Source organism: Georgenia halophila (assembly GCF_039541595.1).
In genome coordinates this window covers 314,468-330,567 of the sequence record NZ_BAABGN010000013.1, presented here as the reverse complement: position 1 = coordinate 330,567, position 16,100 = coordinate 314,468, and the positions used below count along the sequence as shown (strand labels likewise).

The following is a 16,100-nucleotide window of genomic DNA, read 5'->3' as shown; positions in this document are numbered from 1 at the left end:
CGAGACGGAACCGGAGCGAGGACAGATGGCACGACCTGAGGGCGAGCGAGTCGGATTCGTCGGGCTCGGCACCATGGGCACGCCGATGGTGACGCGGCTGGTTCGCGCCGGGTACGACGTCGTCCTCCACGATGCCGACCCGGCGCGAACCACTCAGCTCGCCGACGAGCTCGCCGGAGCGGGCACGGTCGCCGCGGCGACCGACCCGGGCGACCTCGCGTCCTGCACCGTGATCGTCACGATGCTCCCGACCAGCACCGTCGTCCGCTCCGTCCTGCTGGACGACGGCGCCCTGCGCATCCCGCTCGGGCCGGGCGCGGTCGTCGTCGACATGTCGTCCTCGGACCCCACCGAGACCGTCGAGACCGGCCGCATGCTCGCCGCTCATGAGGTCGTCATGGTCGACGCGCCCGTCTCCGGCGCGAGGGAGCGTGCGGCCGCGGGCACGCTCGCCATCATGTTGGGCTCGGACGACGAGGCCGCGGCCGAGCGCGCGATCCCGGTCGTCGAGACGATGAGCCGGAGCGTCTACCGGACCGGGAAGCTGGGCACCGGTCACGCCATGAAGGCGCTCAACAACTTCGTCGCGGGTGCGGCGTTCGCGGCCACCTCCGAGGCGCTGACCGCAGGCATGCGGTTCGGGCTCGATCCGCAAGTGATGGTCGACGTGCTCGACGACTCCACCGGGCAGAGCTTCATCACCAGCCACGTCCTCGGTCCGCACGTGGTGGAAGGGCGCTTCGCGAGCGGCTTCTCACTGCCCCTGCTGACCAAGGACGTCCGGATCGCACACGAGCTCCAGGGAGCGGTCGGCCACCACGCCCCCGTCTGCGATGCCGTCACGACGGCGCTCGGCGGGGCGCTGGACGCGCTCGGCGACGTCGACCACACGGAGGCGTTCCGGTTCTGGCAGGAGCGGTGACGAACTCTTCGCGCACGAACTACAGTTCGTGCACCCGCGGACAACCACACTCCCCCGGCAGTCGGGCATCGTGGACACGCCACCACGACGGGCGGCGCGATCGGGACCGTCCGTGAGACGGCGGCCGGGACCGAGGGGATGGACAACGTGACCAGGTACGTCGAGCTCGCGGGCCAGCGACCCCGCCGACAAGGAGACTGACGATGACGACTCAAGCACCGACGACGTTGCTCGACGCGATCACCGTCGCGCCCGAGGGCGGCCGCCCCATCCCCGACGCCGCGACCGGGGAGACCATGGGCCACGCGCCCGTGCACACCGTCGCGGACCTGGACGCCGCCATCACGGCGGCGCGGGCCGCCCAACCCTCCTGGGCGGCGCTCGGGCACGAGAAGCGCTCCGAGATCCTGCGCAGGGCCGCGGACGAGATCGAGGCCCACGCCGAGGAGCTCGCCCGGATCGTCGCCCAGGAGCAGGGCAAGCCGCTCAACGGGATGGGCGCCCGCTTCGAGGCCGGCGGCGCCGCCGTCTGGGTCCGCAGCGCGGCGGACACCCCGCTCGAGCCGGAGGTGCTCTTCGAGGCCGAGGGCACCCGTTCCGAGCTGCACTACGGGCCGCTCGGCGTCGTGGGAGCCATCAGCCCGTGGAACTGGCCAGCGCTCATCGCGACCTGGCAGATCGCGCCGTCGCTGCGCATGGGCAACACGGTGGTGGCCAAGCCGAGCGAGTACACCCCGCTCAGCGTGCTTGCCCTCATCGAGCTGCTCAACCGGCACCTGCCCGAGGGCGTGCTCACCGGCATCTCGGGCGACCGGGAGATCGGTGCGGCGCTCGCCTCGCACGACGGCGTCGACAAGGTGATGTTCACCGGCTCGACCAAGACCGGCCGCGAGATCGTCAAGGGGTCGGCGAACAACCTCGCCCGCCTCACCCTGGAGCTCGGGGGCAACGACCCCGGCATCGTGCTTCCGGGCACGGACGCCGCCGCGATCGCCGAGAACCTGTTCTGGGGCATCTTCATCAACACCGGCCAGACGTGCGCCTCGCTCAAGCGCCTGTACGTCCACGACTCCGTCTACGACGACGTGGTGGCCGAGCTGGCGAAGCTCGCCGAGTCCATGCCGCTGGGTGCCGGGCTCGACGAGGACAGCCTGTTGGGCCCCCTGTCCAACAAGCAGCAGTTCGACATCGTCTCCCGCATGGTCGCCGACGCCCGCGCACGCGGCGCCCGCATCGTGGTCGGCGGCGAGGCGGCGCCCGAGCTGGGCCCGCACTTCTACCGGCCGACGATCGTCGCCGACATCGAGGACGGCGCCACCCTGGTGGACGAGGAGCAGTTCGGCCCGGCCGTGCCGGTGATCCGCTACTCCGACGTCGAGGACGCCATCGCGCGGGCCAACTCCTCGGAGCAGGCTCTCGGTGCCTCCGTGTGGGGCGACCCCGACGAGGCACGCAAGATCGCCGAGCGGATCGAGAGCGGCACCGTGTGGATCAACCAGCACGGCACCCTGAACCCGCTCGTGCCCTTCGGCGGCATCAAGGGCTCCGGCTACGGCCTCGAGTTCGGCGAGCACGGCCTCAAGGCCGTCGGCGCCCCGAAGGTCATCACCACCTGACCCCACGCCTTCCCGGCGGCCCGTGGCGTTGCTCGACCGACGCCGCGGGCCGCTTCGCGCGCTCGCCGCCCGGCCGGCAAGCGCGGCCGAATGTATGCAATCCCGGGGCGATCCCCGCCAAAATGCGCCATGGCGCCCCGCTCATCTGGATCCGTGTATACAAACCCGTCCATGATGTGAGATCTTGCCTAGTTGCGCGGCACGTACCGTGCTTGACTTGTCGACACAAGCAGACCGGCGACGGCGGGACACTCGATGACGAGTGCACACATGGACTGCAACGAGGAGTCCGCAGCAGCAGCGCGCGTTTGCCGCGCGAGCCAACCTGTCGTCGGTACGGCCGAGGTACGGCAGTCGACGGCGAGACCGAGGTGGGGCAGGTGATCCGCAGGCGGGGCGTGTCCCTGGATCCGACGGTGCAACGGGGTCCGACGGCGCTGCGTGGCCGGCGGGGCAGGCGGCCGAGCGGATTCGCGATCGTCAGCGGCGTCCTTGCCGTCGCGTTCGCCGTTCTCGCCATCTACCCGCTGAGTGCGGTCGCGGTGCGGGCGTTCTTTCCCGGCGGGCAGCTCAACGCCACCGTCTGGGAAGAGGTGTTCGCGGAGCCCGACCTCGGGCAGGTCCTCCTCAACACCCTGCTCGTGATCGTCGGAAGCGGCGGCGTCGCCATCGTCGTGGGATCCGTGCTGGCGTGGATCAACGAGCGCACCGACGCGAAGCTCGGCCTGTTCTCGGACGCTCTGCCGATGCTGCCGTTCCTGCTCCCGCCGATCGCGGGTGCGATCGGATGGGTCCTCCTGCTCTCTCCGAACGCCGGCCTCCTCAACGCGATGATCCGCACCGCAGCGTCGTGGATCGGGATCGACATCAGCTCGGGGCCTCTGGACATCTACACCTGGTACGGACTGCTGCTGGTGTACGGCATCTACCAGGTACCGCTCGTGTTCATGATGGTCTCCGCGGGGCTGCGGAACCTCGATGCCAGCCTCGAGGAGCAGTCTCGGGTGTGCGGTACCGGCCCGTTCAAGGCGTTGTTTAAGGTGACCCTGCCAGCCCTGTGGCCGAGCATCGCCGGCGCCGGCCTGCTGACGACGTGGACGGCGCTCGGGCTGTACTCGGTGCCCGCCGTCATCGGCACCGGGGCCCGGATCGACGTCCTCACGACGCGGATCGTCAACGGCTTGGCCTTCAGCTATCCGCCAAAGTACGACGTCGCCATCGGCCTGAGCGTGTTCATGCTCGGGTTCGTCGCCATCATCTGGTGGATCCAGACCCGGGTGCTACGCCGGAACCAGCACGCCGCCATGGGCGGCAAGGGGCAGCGGGCGACTGCCGTGCGCCTGGGCCGCTGGCGCCGCCCGGTCCAGGTCGGCGTCGTCCTCTACGCCGTCGTGACGACCGTGCTGCCCATGTGCGCCCTGATCATCGTCTCGCTGAACGGCTACTGGACGTCGAACATCGACTGGGGCGGGCTGAGTCTCGATGCGCTGCGCCTGGCCGTCTTCGAGAACGTCCGGACACGGACCGCCCTGGAGAACAGCCTGCTGCTCGGTGTGGTGGGCGCGACCGTGGGCATACTGCTCGCGGCGGTGATCTCGCTCTACATCAGCCGGGCCAGGCCACGTGTCGGGCGAGCCGTCGACGGCGCAGTGAAGCTGCCGTCCACCCTGGCGAACGTCGTCATCGCCGTAGGCTTCGTCCTCGCCTTCGCCGGTCCGCCCATCGATCTGGGTGGCACGATCCTCATCCTGTTCCTCGCCTACCTCGCCCTCTACCTGCCGAACGGCATCGTGGCGACCGACAGCGCCGTCGCCCAGATCGGCCGGGAGCTGCCCGAGGCATCTGCCCTGTCCGGCGCCGGCGAGCTGCGAACGTTCCTTCGGATCTACCTGCCCCTGATGCTCCCCGGGATGATCGTCGGCTGGGCCTTGCTGTTCGTCCGGATGGTCGGCGACCTGACCGCCTCCGCCATTCTCGCCGGGACGACGAACCCGGTGGTCGGCCGACAGATTCTCGAGACGTACCAGAACGGCTCCTTCTCGCTGCTCGCTGCTCTCGCGACGGTCCTGACCGTGATCTCCACGGTCGTCGTGGTGGGGGTCATGGTGCTCTCTCGCAGCAGCAGCCGGTGGGGCAAGACAGCACGGAGGGTGAACACACGGTGACGGAGAAGACGATGGCGGAAACACCCCCAGCTGCGGATCCGGCGACCCAGCCCGCGGAGACAACGGCTCCGGTCGTGTCCGTGCGCGATCTCCGCAAGGAGTTCAGGCGTGCGGACGGCTCGGCGGTCCGGGCCATCGACGGCGTCTCGCTCGATGTCGCTCCCGGAGAGTTCGTGGTGCTACTCGGACCGAGCGGATGCGGGAAGACCACCCTGCTGCGCAGCATCGCGGGCCTCGAGCAGCCGGACAGCGGTGCGATCCATATTCGTGGTGTGCCGGTGTACTCGTCCGACGACGTGATCGACCTCGCGCCCGAGCGACGGAAGATCAGCATGATCTTCCAGTCGTACGCGCTCTGGCCCCACATGACGGTCTTCCAGAACGTCGTGTACCCGTTGAAGAACGCACCGCGCCCGCGGCTGTCGAAGACGGAGATGACCGAGCGCGTGAGCTACGTGCTGGACCTGCTCGGCATCGGTCAGCTGGCTGGACAGCACCCCGGCCAGATGAGCGGCGGCCAGCAGCAGCGCGTCGCCCTCGCTCGTGCGCTGGCACCGCAGCAGGACCTCATCCTCTTCGACGAACCGTTGTCGAACGTCGATGCGAAGGTGCGCGAGCAGCTCCGGCTGGAACTGCTGTCGATGCAGGCCGAGATCGGGTTCAGCGCCATCTACGTCACCCACGACCAGACCGAGGCGATGGAGCTCGCCGACCGCGTCGCCGTCCTTCGGGACGGACGCGTGGAGCAGATCGGTTCGCCCCACGAGATCTACTCTCGCCCCACCTCGCGATACGTCGCCGACTTCATCGGCACCTCCAACGAGGTGACCGGCACGGTGGAGGAGGTCCTCGACTCGGGAGCGGTGCGGATCCAGACCGCCATCGGTCCCGTGCTGGGCGGTGACGTCCCCGGCACCGTCGCGGTCGGCGACCAGGTCGTGCTGCTCGCGAGACCCGAACGGTTCCGCCTGGAACCGCAGGCCGCCGAGCCGAACGGCCCGAACTCGTGGACGGTGGAGGGCGACACCACACTGTTCCTGGGCGCTCATTCCCAGCACATCGTGCGCCTCGAGGACCTCACCCTGCGGGTCTGGTCCGCCGACCAGACGTCCGTGCAGCGAGGCCAGTCGTACCGGCTGAGCATCGACCCGGCAGCGGTGCGCGTGCTGCCCGAGAAGCCGAAGGACCAGGTGCGTACGTGAGCGGCCGCCCGGGCTCGGCGACGGACCGTCACGGCCGGCGTCTGGGACTTCGGCACCGGGAACCGGGCGCCGACGGCCCGGTCGTCGAGCTGTCGGTCACCGACGATCACCTCAACGGTGCGGGCATCGCCCACGGCGGCGTGCTCTTCTCGGCCCTGGACGAGGCCGTGGCGATCGTCGCCAACGCTCCCCGACCCGGATCGGTCCTGGTCACCGCCACGATCCACTGCCTGCGCCCGGCGCTTCCGGGCGACGACCTGAGCGTGTGGGTCGAGACGGTCAAGGCCGGTCGTACGGTCTCCGTGTACGAGGCTCGCCTCACGCGGGCGGACGACCTGCTGGCCGTGATGACCGCGCAGACGGCCAGCACACGCACCGCGGCACCCGACGGCGGAGGCTAGACGCGCACGCGTGGCGTGTCGTCGCAGTGCCTACGGGAGCCGCTCGATCAGGGTGGCCGTGCCGAGCCCACCCGCGCAGCACATCGTGACGATCCCGAACTGGCCGTCGGAGCGCTCCAGCTCGTTGAGCAGCGTGGCGAAGAGCCGCGCGCCCGTGCACCCCAGCGGATGACCGAGCGCGATCGCGCCGCCGGCCACGTTGACGCGATCTGCCTCGACCCCCAGCTCACGCATCCAGGCGAGCGGAACGGTGGCGAAGGCCTCGTTGACCTCGTACCGGTCGATGTCCTGTGCCGACAAGCCCTGGCGCTGCAGCAGCCGGCGCGTCGCGTCGATCGGTCCGGAAAGCATCAGGACCGGGTCCACGCCGACGGCGACGTGGTCGACGATGCGCGCGCGGGCGGCCAAGCCGTGCTCCCCCGCCATCTCCCGGCTGGCGAGCAGGACCGCTGCGGCGCCGTCGGACACCTGTGACGCGTTTCCCGCCGTGGTGCTGCCGTTCTCGTCGAAGGCGGGCCGCAGGGCGGCCAGCTTGTCCATCGACGTGTCGGGGCGGATGCCTTGGTCCCGCGTCACGACCTCCTCCTCGATCGTGACGGGGACGACCTCGTTCGCGAACCACCCGGCACCGGTCGCGTGCTCGGCGCGCCGGTGCGAGCGGAGGGCGAACTCGTCGAGCTCCGTGCGGCTCAGGCCCCAGTGCTGCGCCATCAGCTCGGAGCTCTGCCCTTGGGACACCAAGGGGTAGCGCGCGCGCAGGGCGGCCGAGTAGGGATCGCCCCAGCGCTGTGCGGTCTCCTGGATCGCCTGGAAGGACAGGTGACCCATGTGCTCGACGCCCGACCCGATCGTGATGTCCTGGATCCCGGACGCGATCAGCGCCGCGCTGACCGCGACGCCCTCCTGCCCGGCACCGCACTGGCGATCCAGCGTCATACCCGCCACGGTCAGGCTGTGCCCACCCTCGAGCCAGGCGTTCCGGGCGATGTTGCGCCCCTGCTCCCCGAACTGTGAGCCGCAGCCTGCGACGACGTCGCCGACGCGGTCGGAGGGCAGGCCGGAGCGCTCGAGGAGGGCGGTATAGGTGTGTGCCAGCAACGTGCTGGCGTGGCGGTCGCGGTAGTAGCCCTTCTCGGGGTGACCGCGGCCGATCGGTGTGCGCACGGCGTCGGCGATGACAACCTCGCGTCCTCGCATGGTTCGGGGCCTTCCTGTCGTGCTCGTGGTCTGCGGCGAGCGTGGTGGGTGTTCAGCGACCGGTCCAGACCGGCGGTCGCTTCTCGGCGAAGGCCAGCGGGCCCTCCTTGGCGTCGGCGGAGTCGAAGACGGGGCGGAGGAACTTCTCCTGCTCCTCCCACGCCACGTCGTCCGTCCAGCTGGACTGACGCGCCACGACCTGCTTCGAGGCGCGGACCGCCAGCGGACCGTTCGAGGCGATGTGCTCGGCAAGCTCGATGGCGGCCTCGCGCGCAGCACCGTGCGGCGTCACCCGGTTCACCAGGCCGAGGGCGTGTGCCCGGTCGGCCGTGATCGGCTCACCGGTCAGAGCCAGCTCCATGGCCAGGTGGTACGGGATGCGCCGGGGCAGTCGCAGGAGGCCACCGCCGGCGGCGGCAAGGCCGCGCTTGACCTCGGGCAGGCCGAGCTTGGCGTCCTCGGCCGCGACGATGAGGTCGCAGGCCAGCGCGAGCTCCAGCCCGCCGGCGACGGCGAAGCCCTCGACCGCGGCGATGGTCGGCGTCGCCGGCGGCGTCCTCGTGATGCCGCCGAAGCCGCCGTCGGTCGTCACGGGTTGTTCTCCACGGGCCGAAGCCTTGAGATCAGCTCCGGCGCAGAACGTCCCTCCGGCACCTGAGAGCACGGCGACTCGTGCGGCGTCGTCGGCGTCTATATCGGCGAATACGCTGCCGAGCGCTCTGGCGACGTCGAGATCGACGGCGTTGCGCGCATCGGGTCGATTGATGGTGACCAGCACGACCGGACCGCTGTGCTCGATCAGAACCTTGTCCGTTCCTGTGGTCATGCGTCCTCCTGCTTTCCCTGCGGTCCGTTGGCGTGCGCCCACTGAGCGAGGTCCATGTAGCCGTGAGTGAGGACGAGCGGTCCGTCCGCGCTCCATGTCGAGAATCCCTGCCCGGTCCCGGTGGCCCCCGGCTCCTCGACCGCCGTGAGCAACGTGTCGTCCCAGTACGCCGGCCCGGCGAAGCGTGCACCGGTGGCGGTCACCGTGCGAGGGTCTGCTCCGGCGAGGCGAGCCACGTCGGCGACGACGAACGCCAGCGTGCACAACCCGTGCGCGATGCAGCGGGGGAATCCGGCGGCGACGGCGGCCCCCTCGTCCAGGTGCAGCGGCTGCCGGTCACCGGACGCCTCGGCGTAGGCGCACGCCGAGCCCGGGGGGAACCGCGTGCGGACCGCTGCCCACCGGGGTGGTTCGCCGTCCGGCGACCGTGACCGGCTCGGTCCCCTCGGGCCCCCGAAGAGGAAGGCGGCGCCCTGACGGACGGCGACGTCGCCGTCGTCGGTGGTGCTCGTGACGTCGACGGTCACCAGCTCTCCCGCGGAAGTCGACCGCCTGGTCGTCGACATCGTGCTCTCGAGCTCGACGTCGGCGAAGAGCGGGCGGTCCACGGTGACCCGGTGCCCCGCATGAAGGCCGGTCGCATGACGGGACCGCGGCACGGCCGAACGGGCGAGCTTCATCGCGAGCGGCAGGAGGGCCGCAGCGAGGAAGAAGGGCGAGACGCAGTCGTCCGTGCTGTCCAGGCCGCAGGCGTCGTGGTACGCGCGCACCCGGGATGCGGTCACGCGGTGCGTCGTCGACACCTCAGCGCGACGGTGCACGGTCGTTCTGCGACGTGGTCGAGTCCGGTGCCCGCGCCAGGAGCTCCTCGCGCACGACGCGGCGCGGGATCTTGCCGACGGCGCTGCGAGGAAGCGGCTCGAGGCGCAGGTCGACATACGTCGGCTTCTTCATGGAGCCGACTCGTTCGCGGCACCAGTCGACGATCTCGGCCTCGCTGACGGTCGCGCCCTGCCGAACGACGACCGCCGCCCACGGGGTCTGACCCCACTTCGGGTGGGGAACGCCCACGACGACCACTTCCACCACGTCCGGGTGCGCGGCGATCGCCTGTTCGATCTCGGCGGGCCAGATGTTGAACCCACCAGAGATGATCATGTCGTCCTTGCGGTCCACGACGTAGAGGTAGCCGTCGTCGTCGAGGTAGCCGATGTCGTGCGTGAGGACGAATCCGTCCAGGAACCGGCTCGCGCTCGCCTCGGGTGCCTCCCAGTACCCGCGCATGTTGCCCGGGGTGTCGATGGCGATCTCCCCGTGCTCGTAGGGAGGGAGGTCGCGGCCGGCATCGTCGACGATCCGCACGCGGACGAGCATGCCCGGGCGCCCGACCGAGCGGAACTTGCGCCCGTCCCGCTCGGCGGCACGTGCGAAGTCGGATGGCGTCATCATGGCCGCCGGCACGCCCTCGACCTGCCCGTAGCTGTTGTACAGGATCGGTCCGAGCTCCTCGCTCGCCCGGCGTGCCGTCGCTTCGTGGAGCTGCGCACCCGTCGAGACGAGTGCGCGTACCGAGCCGAGGTTCAACCGCGCCGGGTCCAGCTCGACGACGTCGAGGAGCGCCTGGATCATCGTCGGGACCATCAGGGTGAACGTGACCGGGCGTTCGGCGAGCGTCGCGGCAAGCGCATCGGGATCGAACTTCGGTTCCACCACGGTGGTGGCGCCCGCCGCCACCGCGGTGAAGAACAGTGTGGACGCAGCGTGCGACAGCGGTGCGACCGCGAGGAAGCGATCGTGCTCGTCGAACCGGGGCAAGGCCAAGGTGTACTGGGCGGTCACTCCCATCTGGCCGCCGTGGGTGTGCACGGCGGCCTTGGGCCGGCCGGTGGTGCCCGACGTGAAGGCGACGTGGCTGATGTCGTCGGGCGCGACGGGCACCGCCGGGTCCGCGTCATCGGCGCGGCCGAGCAGTTCGCTGTAGGACACGGTCCCGCCTCGGCCGTGGACGATCACGTGCTCCAGCGCTTCGAGATCCTCCAGGTGCGGCGCGAGCGGCTCGTAGAGCTCCTCGGAGACGATGAGCGCCCGCGCCCGGACGTGCTCGAGCATGTAGCGGTGCTGGTGCGCAGTGTTTCGGGCATGAAGCGGTACCCGCACGAAGTTCCCCATGCTGAGCCCGGTGAGCTCCTCGACGGACCGGAGCGAGTTCCCGCCCAGCAGCGCGACCCGGTCCTGCGGCGCCAGTCCCAGGTCGAGCAGGCCGTTGGCCAGACGACAGGAGCGGTCGAAGAGCTCGCGGAAGGTGAGTGACTCCCCGCGGCACCACACGGCCTCACGATCGGCGAAGGTCCGCGCGCTCCGTCGCAGCAGGTCCACACACACCGCACTCACGCCGATCTCCTGCCCTCGTCACCGTTGTCGAAAGACATGGAAAGTCTAGCCTCAGCGTTGCGGCTGTGTATACATCCCGCCACGAACAACGGTTGAGAGCCGCGAAATCCCGTGGGGGCTATTCCGAATGCGGCGATGGGTGTATACAAGTTCTCGACACGTCATCTGTCGACCGTCAAAGGAGCTGGTGGAGATGACTGGCAAGACCCGTAGACGACCCTTGCTCGCCGTTGTGCTGGGTGGTTCCCTCACCCTGGCTGCGTGCGGCTCCGGCGGTGCGTCCGACGAGGGCGGCGGCGGGGGCGGCGGAGACGCCGTCCAGGCCGACACGCTCGACGCCCTCGTCGCCGCGGCGGAGGAGGAGGGCCAGCTCGTCTGGTACCAGACCGCCGATGCACGCATCGCGCAGGATCTCGCCGATGCGTTCATGGAGCAGTACGACATCGAGGCGAGCTTCAGCCGGCTCAATTCCTCCCAGATGGAGCAGCGGTTCTCCGCCGAGGCCGACGCAGGCTCACCGGCGGCGGACGTCATCCTGCCCATCCACAGCGAGTTCTTCAACGAGGCGATGAGCCAGGACTGGCTCGTCCCGCTCGAGGAGGCGAACATCCCCGACTTCCCCGCCGACCACATGCCCGAGGAGGCCCTGCTCGAGGACTCCGGCACCGCGGTCATCGGCATCACCCAGTACGCCTTCGGCTACAACTCCGAGATGGTCGACTCCGGCGAGGCGCCGGAGACGTGGGAGGACCTGCTCGACCCGCGGTGGGACGGTGAGATCCTCATGTCCGATCCGACGATCTCGAGCGTCTACACCAACCTCTACTACCTGGTCGAGCAGGAGTACGGCCTGGACTTCCTCAGGCAGCTCGGCGAGGAGGAGCCCCGCATCTACCAGGGCGCCGCTCCGATGGGTGAGGCCCTGGCCGCCGGCGAGGGCAGCCTGGCCGTCCCGCTACCGATCGAGTACATGGAGAACCTGCGGGACGAGGGCGGGGCGCCCCTGGCCTGGTCGATGATGGACGTCTCCGTGGGAGCGGCCTCCGTGGTCGGCGTCGTCGCCGACTCGCCGAACCCCAACGCCGCCAGGCTGTTCGCGCACTGGCTGATGACCGAGGAGGCCCTCGAGCTCTTCACGGCATCGGAAGGCACGGTGAACCCGGTCGACACGGACCAGTACCCGACCGAGCTGTCCGGCCCAGCGCTCCGGGAGCAGTCGAGCCAGCGTGAGGACGAGATCTACGAAGCGCTCGGTTTCTGAGTCGACGGAGCACCCGACCATGACGACACTCACCACGGAGGATCGCTACGCGATCCGAGAGCTCTATGCCCGGTACGCCTGGGCACGGTCGACCGCCGACGTCGAGGCCTTCGTCGAGCTCTTCACGCCGGGGGCGACGGTCCGCGACGAGGGCGAACAGTTCGACGGTGCCGAAGGCGTCCGGACGTACATCGACAGCTGGGTCCGCCGGCGGGGATCAGCAGGCCAGCAGTACTGGATCATGCAGCAGGTCCTCGAGGGCGACGCCCACAGCTGTTCGGTACGTGCCTTCCTGATGACGCCGATGCTCAATCCCATCGGCACACCCTCGATGGTGTACTACCGGTTCGGACATCTCGCCGACCGACTCGTGAAGGACGGCCGCACGTGGCGGCTGGCCGAGCACGTCATCGAGCAGTGGTGCGGTGAGGTGCTCGCCGGCTTCCCGGACTTCCAGATGGTGGAGACCGCCACGAGCCCGGTCGACCGCACGGGTCCAGGAGGGGGCGGCTCATGACGAACCAGCAGACGAACGGCGGCCTGACCGTCGAGGACCGCGCGGCGATCGATGACCTGTTCGCCCACTACGCCTGGGCGCTCGACTGCGGTGATGACGACGCGTTCGCGGAAATCTTCACGGACGATGCGACCATCGAGGACCCCTCCGGCCGCTACACCGCGCCCGACGCGCCCCGCAAGATCATGGCGGCCATGCGCGCGAACACCACCTTCCCGGGTCGGCAGCACTGGATCGCCCAGACCGTGCTCGAAGGGACTGGCCGCGAGTGCAGCGCGCGATCGTTCGCCATGGTGACCGCCCGCCACGACTCCGGGGCGACCGCGCTGCATCTCCTCGCGGCCTACTTCGACCGTCTCGTCAAGATCGACCAGCGCTGGTACGTCGCCGACCGGCTCATCAAGCCGTGGCGCGGCGAGCTCGTCGAGGCCTTTCCGGAGGTTCGCGAGCAGCCGGCGTGGTCCCAGGCGCAGCAGAAGGGTCCCCGGCGATGAACATCTCCGGTGCGGGGGCCCTGGTGGTCGGCGGCGCCTCCGGCCTCGGAGCGGCCGTGGTCCGGCGGCTTCACGACGACGGCGCGCACGTCGTCGTCGCGGACCGTGACATCGAGCGGGGTCGAGCCCTCGCGGACGAGCTCGGCGACGACGTCGCCTTCGTCGAGACCGACGTCACCGACGAGGACGCCGTGGCCAGGGCGGTGGAGCACGCCGATGCCGCCGGCGACGACGGCCTGCGCATCAGCGTGATGTGTGCGGGCATCCCGGTCGTCCAGAAGACGGTCAGCCGAGGGCGAGCAGCGGAGCTGGAGCCCTTCCGGTCCGTGATCGGCGTCAATCTGATCGGTACCTTCAACGTGCTGCGGCTCGCCGCGGCTCGGATGGCGGCCACCGACCCGCAGGAGGACGACGAGCGCGGGGTGTGCATCAACACGGCATCGATCGCGGCATTCGAGGGCCAAGTCGGTCAGATCGGGTACTCGGCCTCCAAGGCGGGAGTCGTCGGCATGACGCTGCCGGCCGCGCGCGACCTGGCCGGAGTCGGCATCCGTGTGAACACCATCGCGCCCGGCACCTTCGCCACCCCCATGCTGGAAGGTCTTCCAGAGGAGGCACGCGAGGCCCTCGCCGCGCAGATCCCCTTTCCCCGCAGGCTCGGGCGGCCCGAAGAGTTCGCCGATCTCGTCCGTGCCATCGTCACCAACCGGATGATCAACGGCGAGGTCATTCGGCTCGACGGCGGACTGCGGATGCAACCGCGCTAGCCGCGGTGCTGTGACGAACTTCGACATCGGAAGGTGAAGTGACATGGGATCGGTCGACGACGGCGCCCACGCGTCTGCACGGGACGGTCTCCCGAGCCGGGGCGAACGACGCCCTGCGGCGGACGACCGCCTCGCCATCGAGGAGCTCTTCTCGCGCTACGCCTGGGGGGTCGACACCGGCGACGTCTCGGCCGTGGCGGAGCTGTTCGTGGAAGAGGCCGTCATCGAGGACACCGTGGCGGGCAAGCTCTTCCGTCCACCGCATGCCGGCCGGGACTTCGCCAGGTACTTCCGCGGTCGTGCCGTGTTTCCGGGTCGACAGCACTGGGTGGGCCAAGCACTCATGACGATGACCGGGGTCGACACCTGCCGCGTACGATCCTTCGGCATGGCCTCGCACCTGTACGCCACCGGAGCGAACTACCTGACGTATCTCGGCAGCTACGACGACCAGGTCGTCCGTACGTCCGCGGGATGGCGCTTTCGTGAACGCAGATACGGGAGCTGGCAGCGGGACACCTTCGCCGGCTACTCCGCCGTCGCGAAGGAAGGGTCAGCATGAAGGGCGTCGTGCTGCGTGAGCTGGGCGGTCCGGAGAAGGCGCTCGTCGATGAGGTGGACCCGCCGACGGCGGCGAACGGCGAGGTGGTGGTGCGCATCCGGGCGGCGGCGCTCAACCGGCGAGACCTGTTCGTCACCTACGGTCAGTACCCGGGGATCGAGCTGCCCAGCATCCTGGGCTCCGACGGTGCGGGAGTCGTCGAGGAGCTCCCGCCCGGGTACCGCGGCGATCACGGCGTCGGCGACGACGTGATGATCCTGCCCTCCCTCGACTGGGGCGACGACCCGCGGGTCCAGTCCCCGCAGTTCAGGACCCTCGGTGTCCCGAAGGACGGCACGTTCGCAGAGCTCGTCGCCGTTCCGGTGGACAACGTGTTCCGGAAGCCGGACCACCTGAGCTATGCCGAGGCGGCGGCGCTGCCGTTGGCGGGCGTGACGGCATACCGTGCCGTGGTCAGCCGAGGACAGCTCCAGGACGGCGAGACGGTGCTGATCACCGGGGCGGGCGGAGGCGTCGCAGGATTCGCGATCCAGTTCGCCGCCGCTCTCGGCGCCCACGTGCTCGTGACCTCGACCCGCGCGGAGAACCTCGAGCTCGCCACGACGCTCGGCGCGGCGGGCGGGATCGACTGGAGCGAGAAGGACTGGTCCGCCAGGCTCAAAGAGCAAGGGGCGAAGGTCGACGTCGTCATCGATTCGATCGGCGGCGAGCAGTTCCCGCGCCTCGTGCGTCTGCTCAGGGCCGGAGGGCGCCTCGTCATCTTCGGCGCGACCGCAGGACCCGTCCCCAACCTCGTGCTGCCGCACCTGTTCCTGAAGCAGCTCGACGTCCGCGGGACCTCGATGGGCAACGCGCAGGAGTTCGCCGACATGCTCGAGCTGGTCACTCACCACGAGATCCATCCGCATCTCGGTGCTCGGTTCCCGCTCGGGGAGGTCGCCGACGCCATGCGACTCATGGAGGCCGGTGCCCCGGCCGGCAAGATCATCCTCGAGCTATGAGCGTCACCCCCTCGAGATCGAAGCCGTCCACCGGAGCGGTGCGCGCCAGCGACCGCGTGTACGAGACCCTCCGCGACGAGATCGTCACCTGGCGCCTCAAGCCCGGCGCCGTGCTGAACGAGGTCGATCAGGCAGCCCGGCTCGGTGTGTCCCGGACCCCGGTGCGGGAAGGTCTCGGACGCCTTGTCGGGGACGGGCTCGCAGTGCCCGGCAAGGGCCGTACCCTCATCGTCTCCGACGTCAGTGCCGACGACGTGCGGCACCTCTTCGAGCTTCGGGAGGCGCTGGAGACCCAGGCGGCCCGCCTCGCCGCTCGCCGTGCGGATCGCGCCACGTTCGAGCGCCTGCGGCACCGGTTCGCCCACGCGTCAGAGCTCCTGACCGGCGACGATCCGCAGTACCGCGCGTACTACGACCTCGTCGCCGAGTTCGACGCGGCGACGGACGAGGCGATGCAGAGTCCCTATCTCCTCACCTCCTTGGAGTGGGTCAGGGCACACGTCGCCCGCGCCCGCCGCCTCTCGCAGCTGAACACCGCGCGGCTCGCGGAAGCCGCACGCGAGCACGCGCTCATCACCGAGGCGATCGCCGAGGGCGACGAGGTGCTGGCCGCGCAAGCCACTGCCGTCCACTTGCGCGCGAGCTTCGCGAACATTCTGTCGACCCTGCGACCGCGCGAGCGGGAACCCATGGCCGTCGAGCCCGTGCCCGCAGACACCTCGGCGCTCGAGGCGTCCCGGGTCGATGACGGCCGTCCCGTCACAGGGCCGGGGTGACC

Annotated in this window: 16 protein-coding genes; 12 read left to right on the top strand and 4 right to left on the bottom strand. The window is 69.9% G+C overall.

Annotation, left to right across the window (positions count from 1 at the left end):
• Positions 1-25 precede the first annotated feature (25 nt).
• From ABD907_RS17670 to ABD907_RS17650, 5 genes are all read left to right on the top strand, one after another.
• A complete protein-coding gene (locus ABD907_RS17670; RefSeq protein WP_345217964.1) occupies positions 26-922 on the top strand; it encodes an NAD(P)-dependent oxidoreductase in 897 nt (298 codons plus the stop codon).
• A 203-nt stretch (positions 923-1,125) separates the two neighbouring features.
• Positions 1,126-2,538: an aldehyde dehydrogenase family protein gene (locus tag ABD907_RS17665; protein WP_345217962.1), complete on the top strand. Its 1,413-nt coding sequence runs from the start codon at positions 1,126-1,128 to the stop codon at positions 2,536-2,538.
• Between the two features lie 380 nt (positions 2,539-2,918).
• Positions 2,919-4,703, top strand: a complete 1,785-nt coding sequence (locus ABD907_RS17660) for an ABC transporter permease (RefSeq protein ID WP_345217960.1) — start codon at positions 2,919-2,921, stop codon at positions 4,701-4,703.
• A gap of 80 nt (positions 4,704-4,783) precedes the next feature.
• Positions 4,784-5,905 (top strand): ABC transporter ATP-binding protein, encoded by a 1,122-nt coding sequence (locus tag ABD907_RS17655; protein ID WP_345217958.1) that lies wholly within the window; start codon positions 4,784-4,786, stop codon positions 5,903-5,905.
• Entirely contained in the window at positions 5,902-6,306 is a 405-nt protein-coding gene (locus ABD907_RS17650) for a PaaI family thioesterase (protein WP_345217957.1), read from the top strand. Before ABD907_RS17655 ends, ABD907_RS17650 begins: the two co-directional genes overlap by 4 nt.
• Positions 6,307-6,336: 30 nt before the next feature.
• Here ABD907_RS17650 and ABD907_RS17645 read toward each other — a convergent pair whose 3' ends face one another.
• From ABD907_RS17645 to ABD907_RS17630, 4 genes are read right to left on the bottom strand one after another with little or no spacing between them, the layout of a single operon-like run.
• Positions 6,337-7,503 (bottom strand): thiolase family protein, encoded by a 1,167-nt coding sequence (locus tag ABD907_RS17645; RefSeq protein WP_345217955.1) that lies wholly within the window; start codon positions 7,501-7,503, stop codon positions 6,337-6,339.
• 52 nt (positions 7,504-7,555) lie between these two features.
• Positions 7,556-8,329 (bottom strand): crotonase/enoyl-CoA hydratase family protein, encoded by a 774-nt coding sequence (locus ABD907_RS17640; protein WP_345217954.1) that lies wholly within the window; start codon positions 8,327-8,329, stop codon positions 7,556-7,558.
• On the bottom strand, positions 8,326-9,114 hold the full coding sequence (locus ABD907_RS17635) for a MaoC/PaaZ C-terminal domain-containing protein (RefSeq protein ID WP_345217952.1): 789 nt from the start codon (positions 9,112-9,114) through the stop codon (positions 8,326-8,328). Before ABD907_RS17635 ends, ABD907_RS17640 begins: the two co-directional genes overlap by 4 nt.
• Before the next feature lie 19 nt (positions 9,115-9,133).
• Positions 9,134-10,720, bottom strand: coding sequence for a class I adenylate-forming enzyme family protein (locus tag ABD907_RS17630; protein ID WP_345217951.1), 1,587 nt, complete (start codon positions 10,718-10,720; stop codon positions 9,134-9,136).
• A gap of 193 nt (positions 10,721-10,913) precedes the next feature.
• On the opposite strand from ABD907_RS17630, the gene ABD907_RS17625 reads away from it, so the two are divergent.
• From ABD907_RS17625 to ABD907_RS17595, 7 genes are read left to right on the top strand one after another with little or no spacing between them, the layout of a single operon-like run.
• Positions 10,914-11,981: an ABC transporter substrate-binding protein gene (locus ABD907_RS17625; protein ID WP_345217948.1), complete on the top strand. Its 1,068-nt coding sequence runs from the start codon at positions 10,914-10,916 to the stop codon at positions 11,979-11,981.
• A gap of 19 nt (positions 11,982-12,000) precedes the next feature.
• The gene (locus ABD907_RS17620) at positions 12,001-12,498 is read left to right on the top strand and encodes a nuclear transport factor 2 family protein (protein WP_345217946.1); all 498 of its coding nucleotides are present in this window, start codon (positions 12,001-12,003) and stop codon (positions 12,496-12,498) included.
• Positions 12,495-12,992 carry a nuclear transport factor 2 family protein gene (locus tag ABD907_RS17615; RefSeq protein ID WP_345217945.1) on the top strand — a complete coding sequence of 166 codons (498 nt, stop codon included), beginning with the start codon at positions 12,495-12,497 and terminating at the stop codon, positions 12,990-12,992. Before ABD907_RS17620 ends, ABD907_RS17615 begins: the two co-directional genes overlap by 4 nt.
• The gene (locus ABD907_RS17610; protein ID WP_345217943.1) at positions 12,989-13,759 is read left to right on the top strand and encodes an SDR family NAD(P)-dependent oxidoreductase; all 771 of its coding nucleotides are present in this window, start codon (positions 12,989-12,991) and stop codon (positions 13,757-13,759) included. The genes ABD907_RS17615 and ABD907_RS17610 overlap by 4 nt, the downstream gene beginning before the upstream one ends.
• Before the next feature lie 43 nt (positions 13,760-13,802).
• A complete protein-coding gene (locus ABD907_RS17605; protein ID WP_345217942.1) occupies positions 13,803-14,321 on the top strand; it encodes a nuclear transport factor 2 family protein in 519 nt (172 codons plus the stop codon).
• Positions 14,318-15,322, top strand: a complete 1,005-nt coding sequence (locus ABD907_RS17600; RefSeq protein WP_345217941.1) for a quinone oxidoreductase family protein — start codon at positions 14,318-14,320, stop codon at positions 15,320-15,322. The genes ABD907_RS17605 and ABD907_RS17600 overlap by 4 nt, the downstream gene beginning before the upstream one ends.
• Positions 15,319-16,098, top strand: a complete 780-nt coding sequence (locus ABD907_RS17595; RefSeq protein ID WP_345217940.1) for a GntR family transcriptional regulator — start codon at positions 15,319-15,321, stop codon at positions 16,096-16,098. Before ABD907_RS17600 ends, ABD907_RS17595 begins: the two co-directional genes overlap by 4 nt.
• The last annotated feature ends 2 nt before the right edge of the window (positions 16,099-16,100 follow it).

Coding starts and splice junctions, on each gene's coding strand:
- ABD907_RS17670 (WP_345217964.1), top strand. CDS start 26: ATGGCACGACCTGAGGGCGAGCGAGTCGGATTCGTCGGGCTCGGCACC.
- ABD907_RS17665 (WP_345217962.1), top strand. CDS start 1,126: ATGACGACTCAAGCACCGACGACGTTGCTCGACGCGATCACCGTCGCG.
- ABD907_RS17645 (WP_345217955.1), bottom strand. CDS start 7,503: ATGCGAGGACGCGAGGTTGTCATCGCCGACGCCGTGCGCACACCGATC.
- ABD907_RS17640 (WP_345217954.1), bottom strand. CDS start 8,329: ATGACCACAGGAACGGACAAGGTTCTGATCGAGCACAGCGGTCCGGTC.
- ABD907_RS17625 (WP_345217948.1), top strand. CDS start 10,914: ATGACTGGCAAGACCCGTAGACGACCCTTGCTCGCCGTTGTGCTGGGT.
- ABD907_RS17620 (WP_345217946.1), top strand. CDS start 12,001: ATGACGACACTCACCACGGAGGATCGCTACGCGATCCGAGAGCTCTAT.
- ABD907_RS17615 (WP_345217945.1), top strand. CDS start 12,495: ATGACGAACCAGCAGACGAACGGCGGCCTGACCGTCGAGGACCGCGCG.
- ABD907_RS17610 (WP_345217943.1), top strand. CDS start 12,989: ATGAACATCTCCGGTGCGGGGGCCCTGGTGGTCGGCGGCGCCTCCGGC.
- ABD907_RS17605 (WP_345217942.1), top strand. CDS start 13,803: ATGGGATCGGTCGACGACGGCGCCCACGCGTCTGCACGGGACGGTCTC.
- ABD907_RS17600 (WP_345217941.1), top strand. CDS start 14,318: ATGAAGGGCGTCGTGCTGCGTGAGCTGGGCGGTCCGGAGAAGGCGCTC.
- ABD907_RS17595 (WP_345217940.1), top strand. CDS start 15,319: ATGAGCGTCACCCCCTCGAGATCGAAGCCGTCCACCGGAGCGGTGCGC.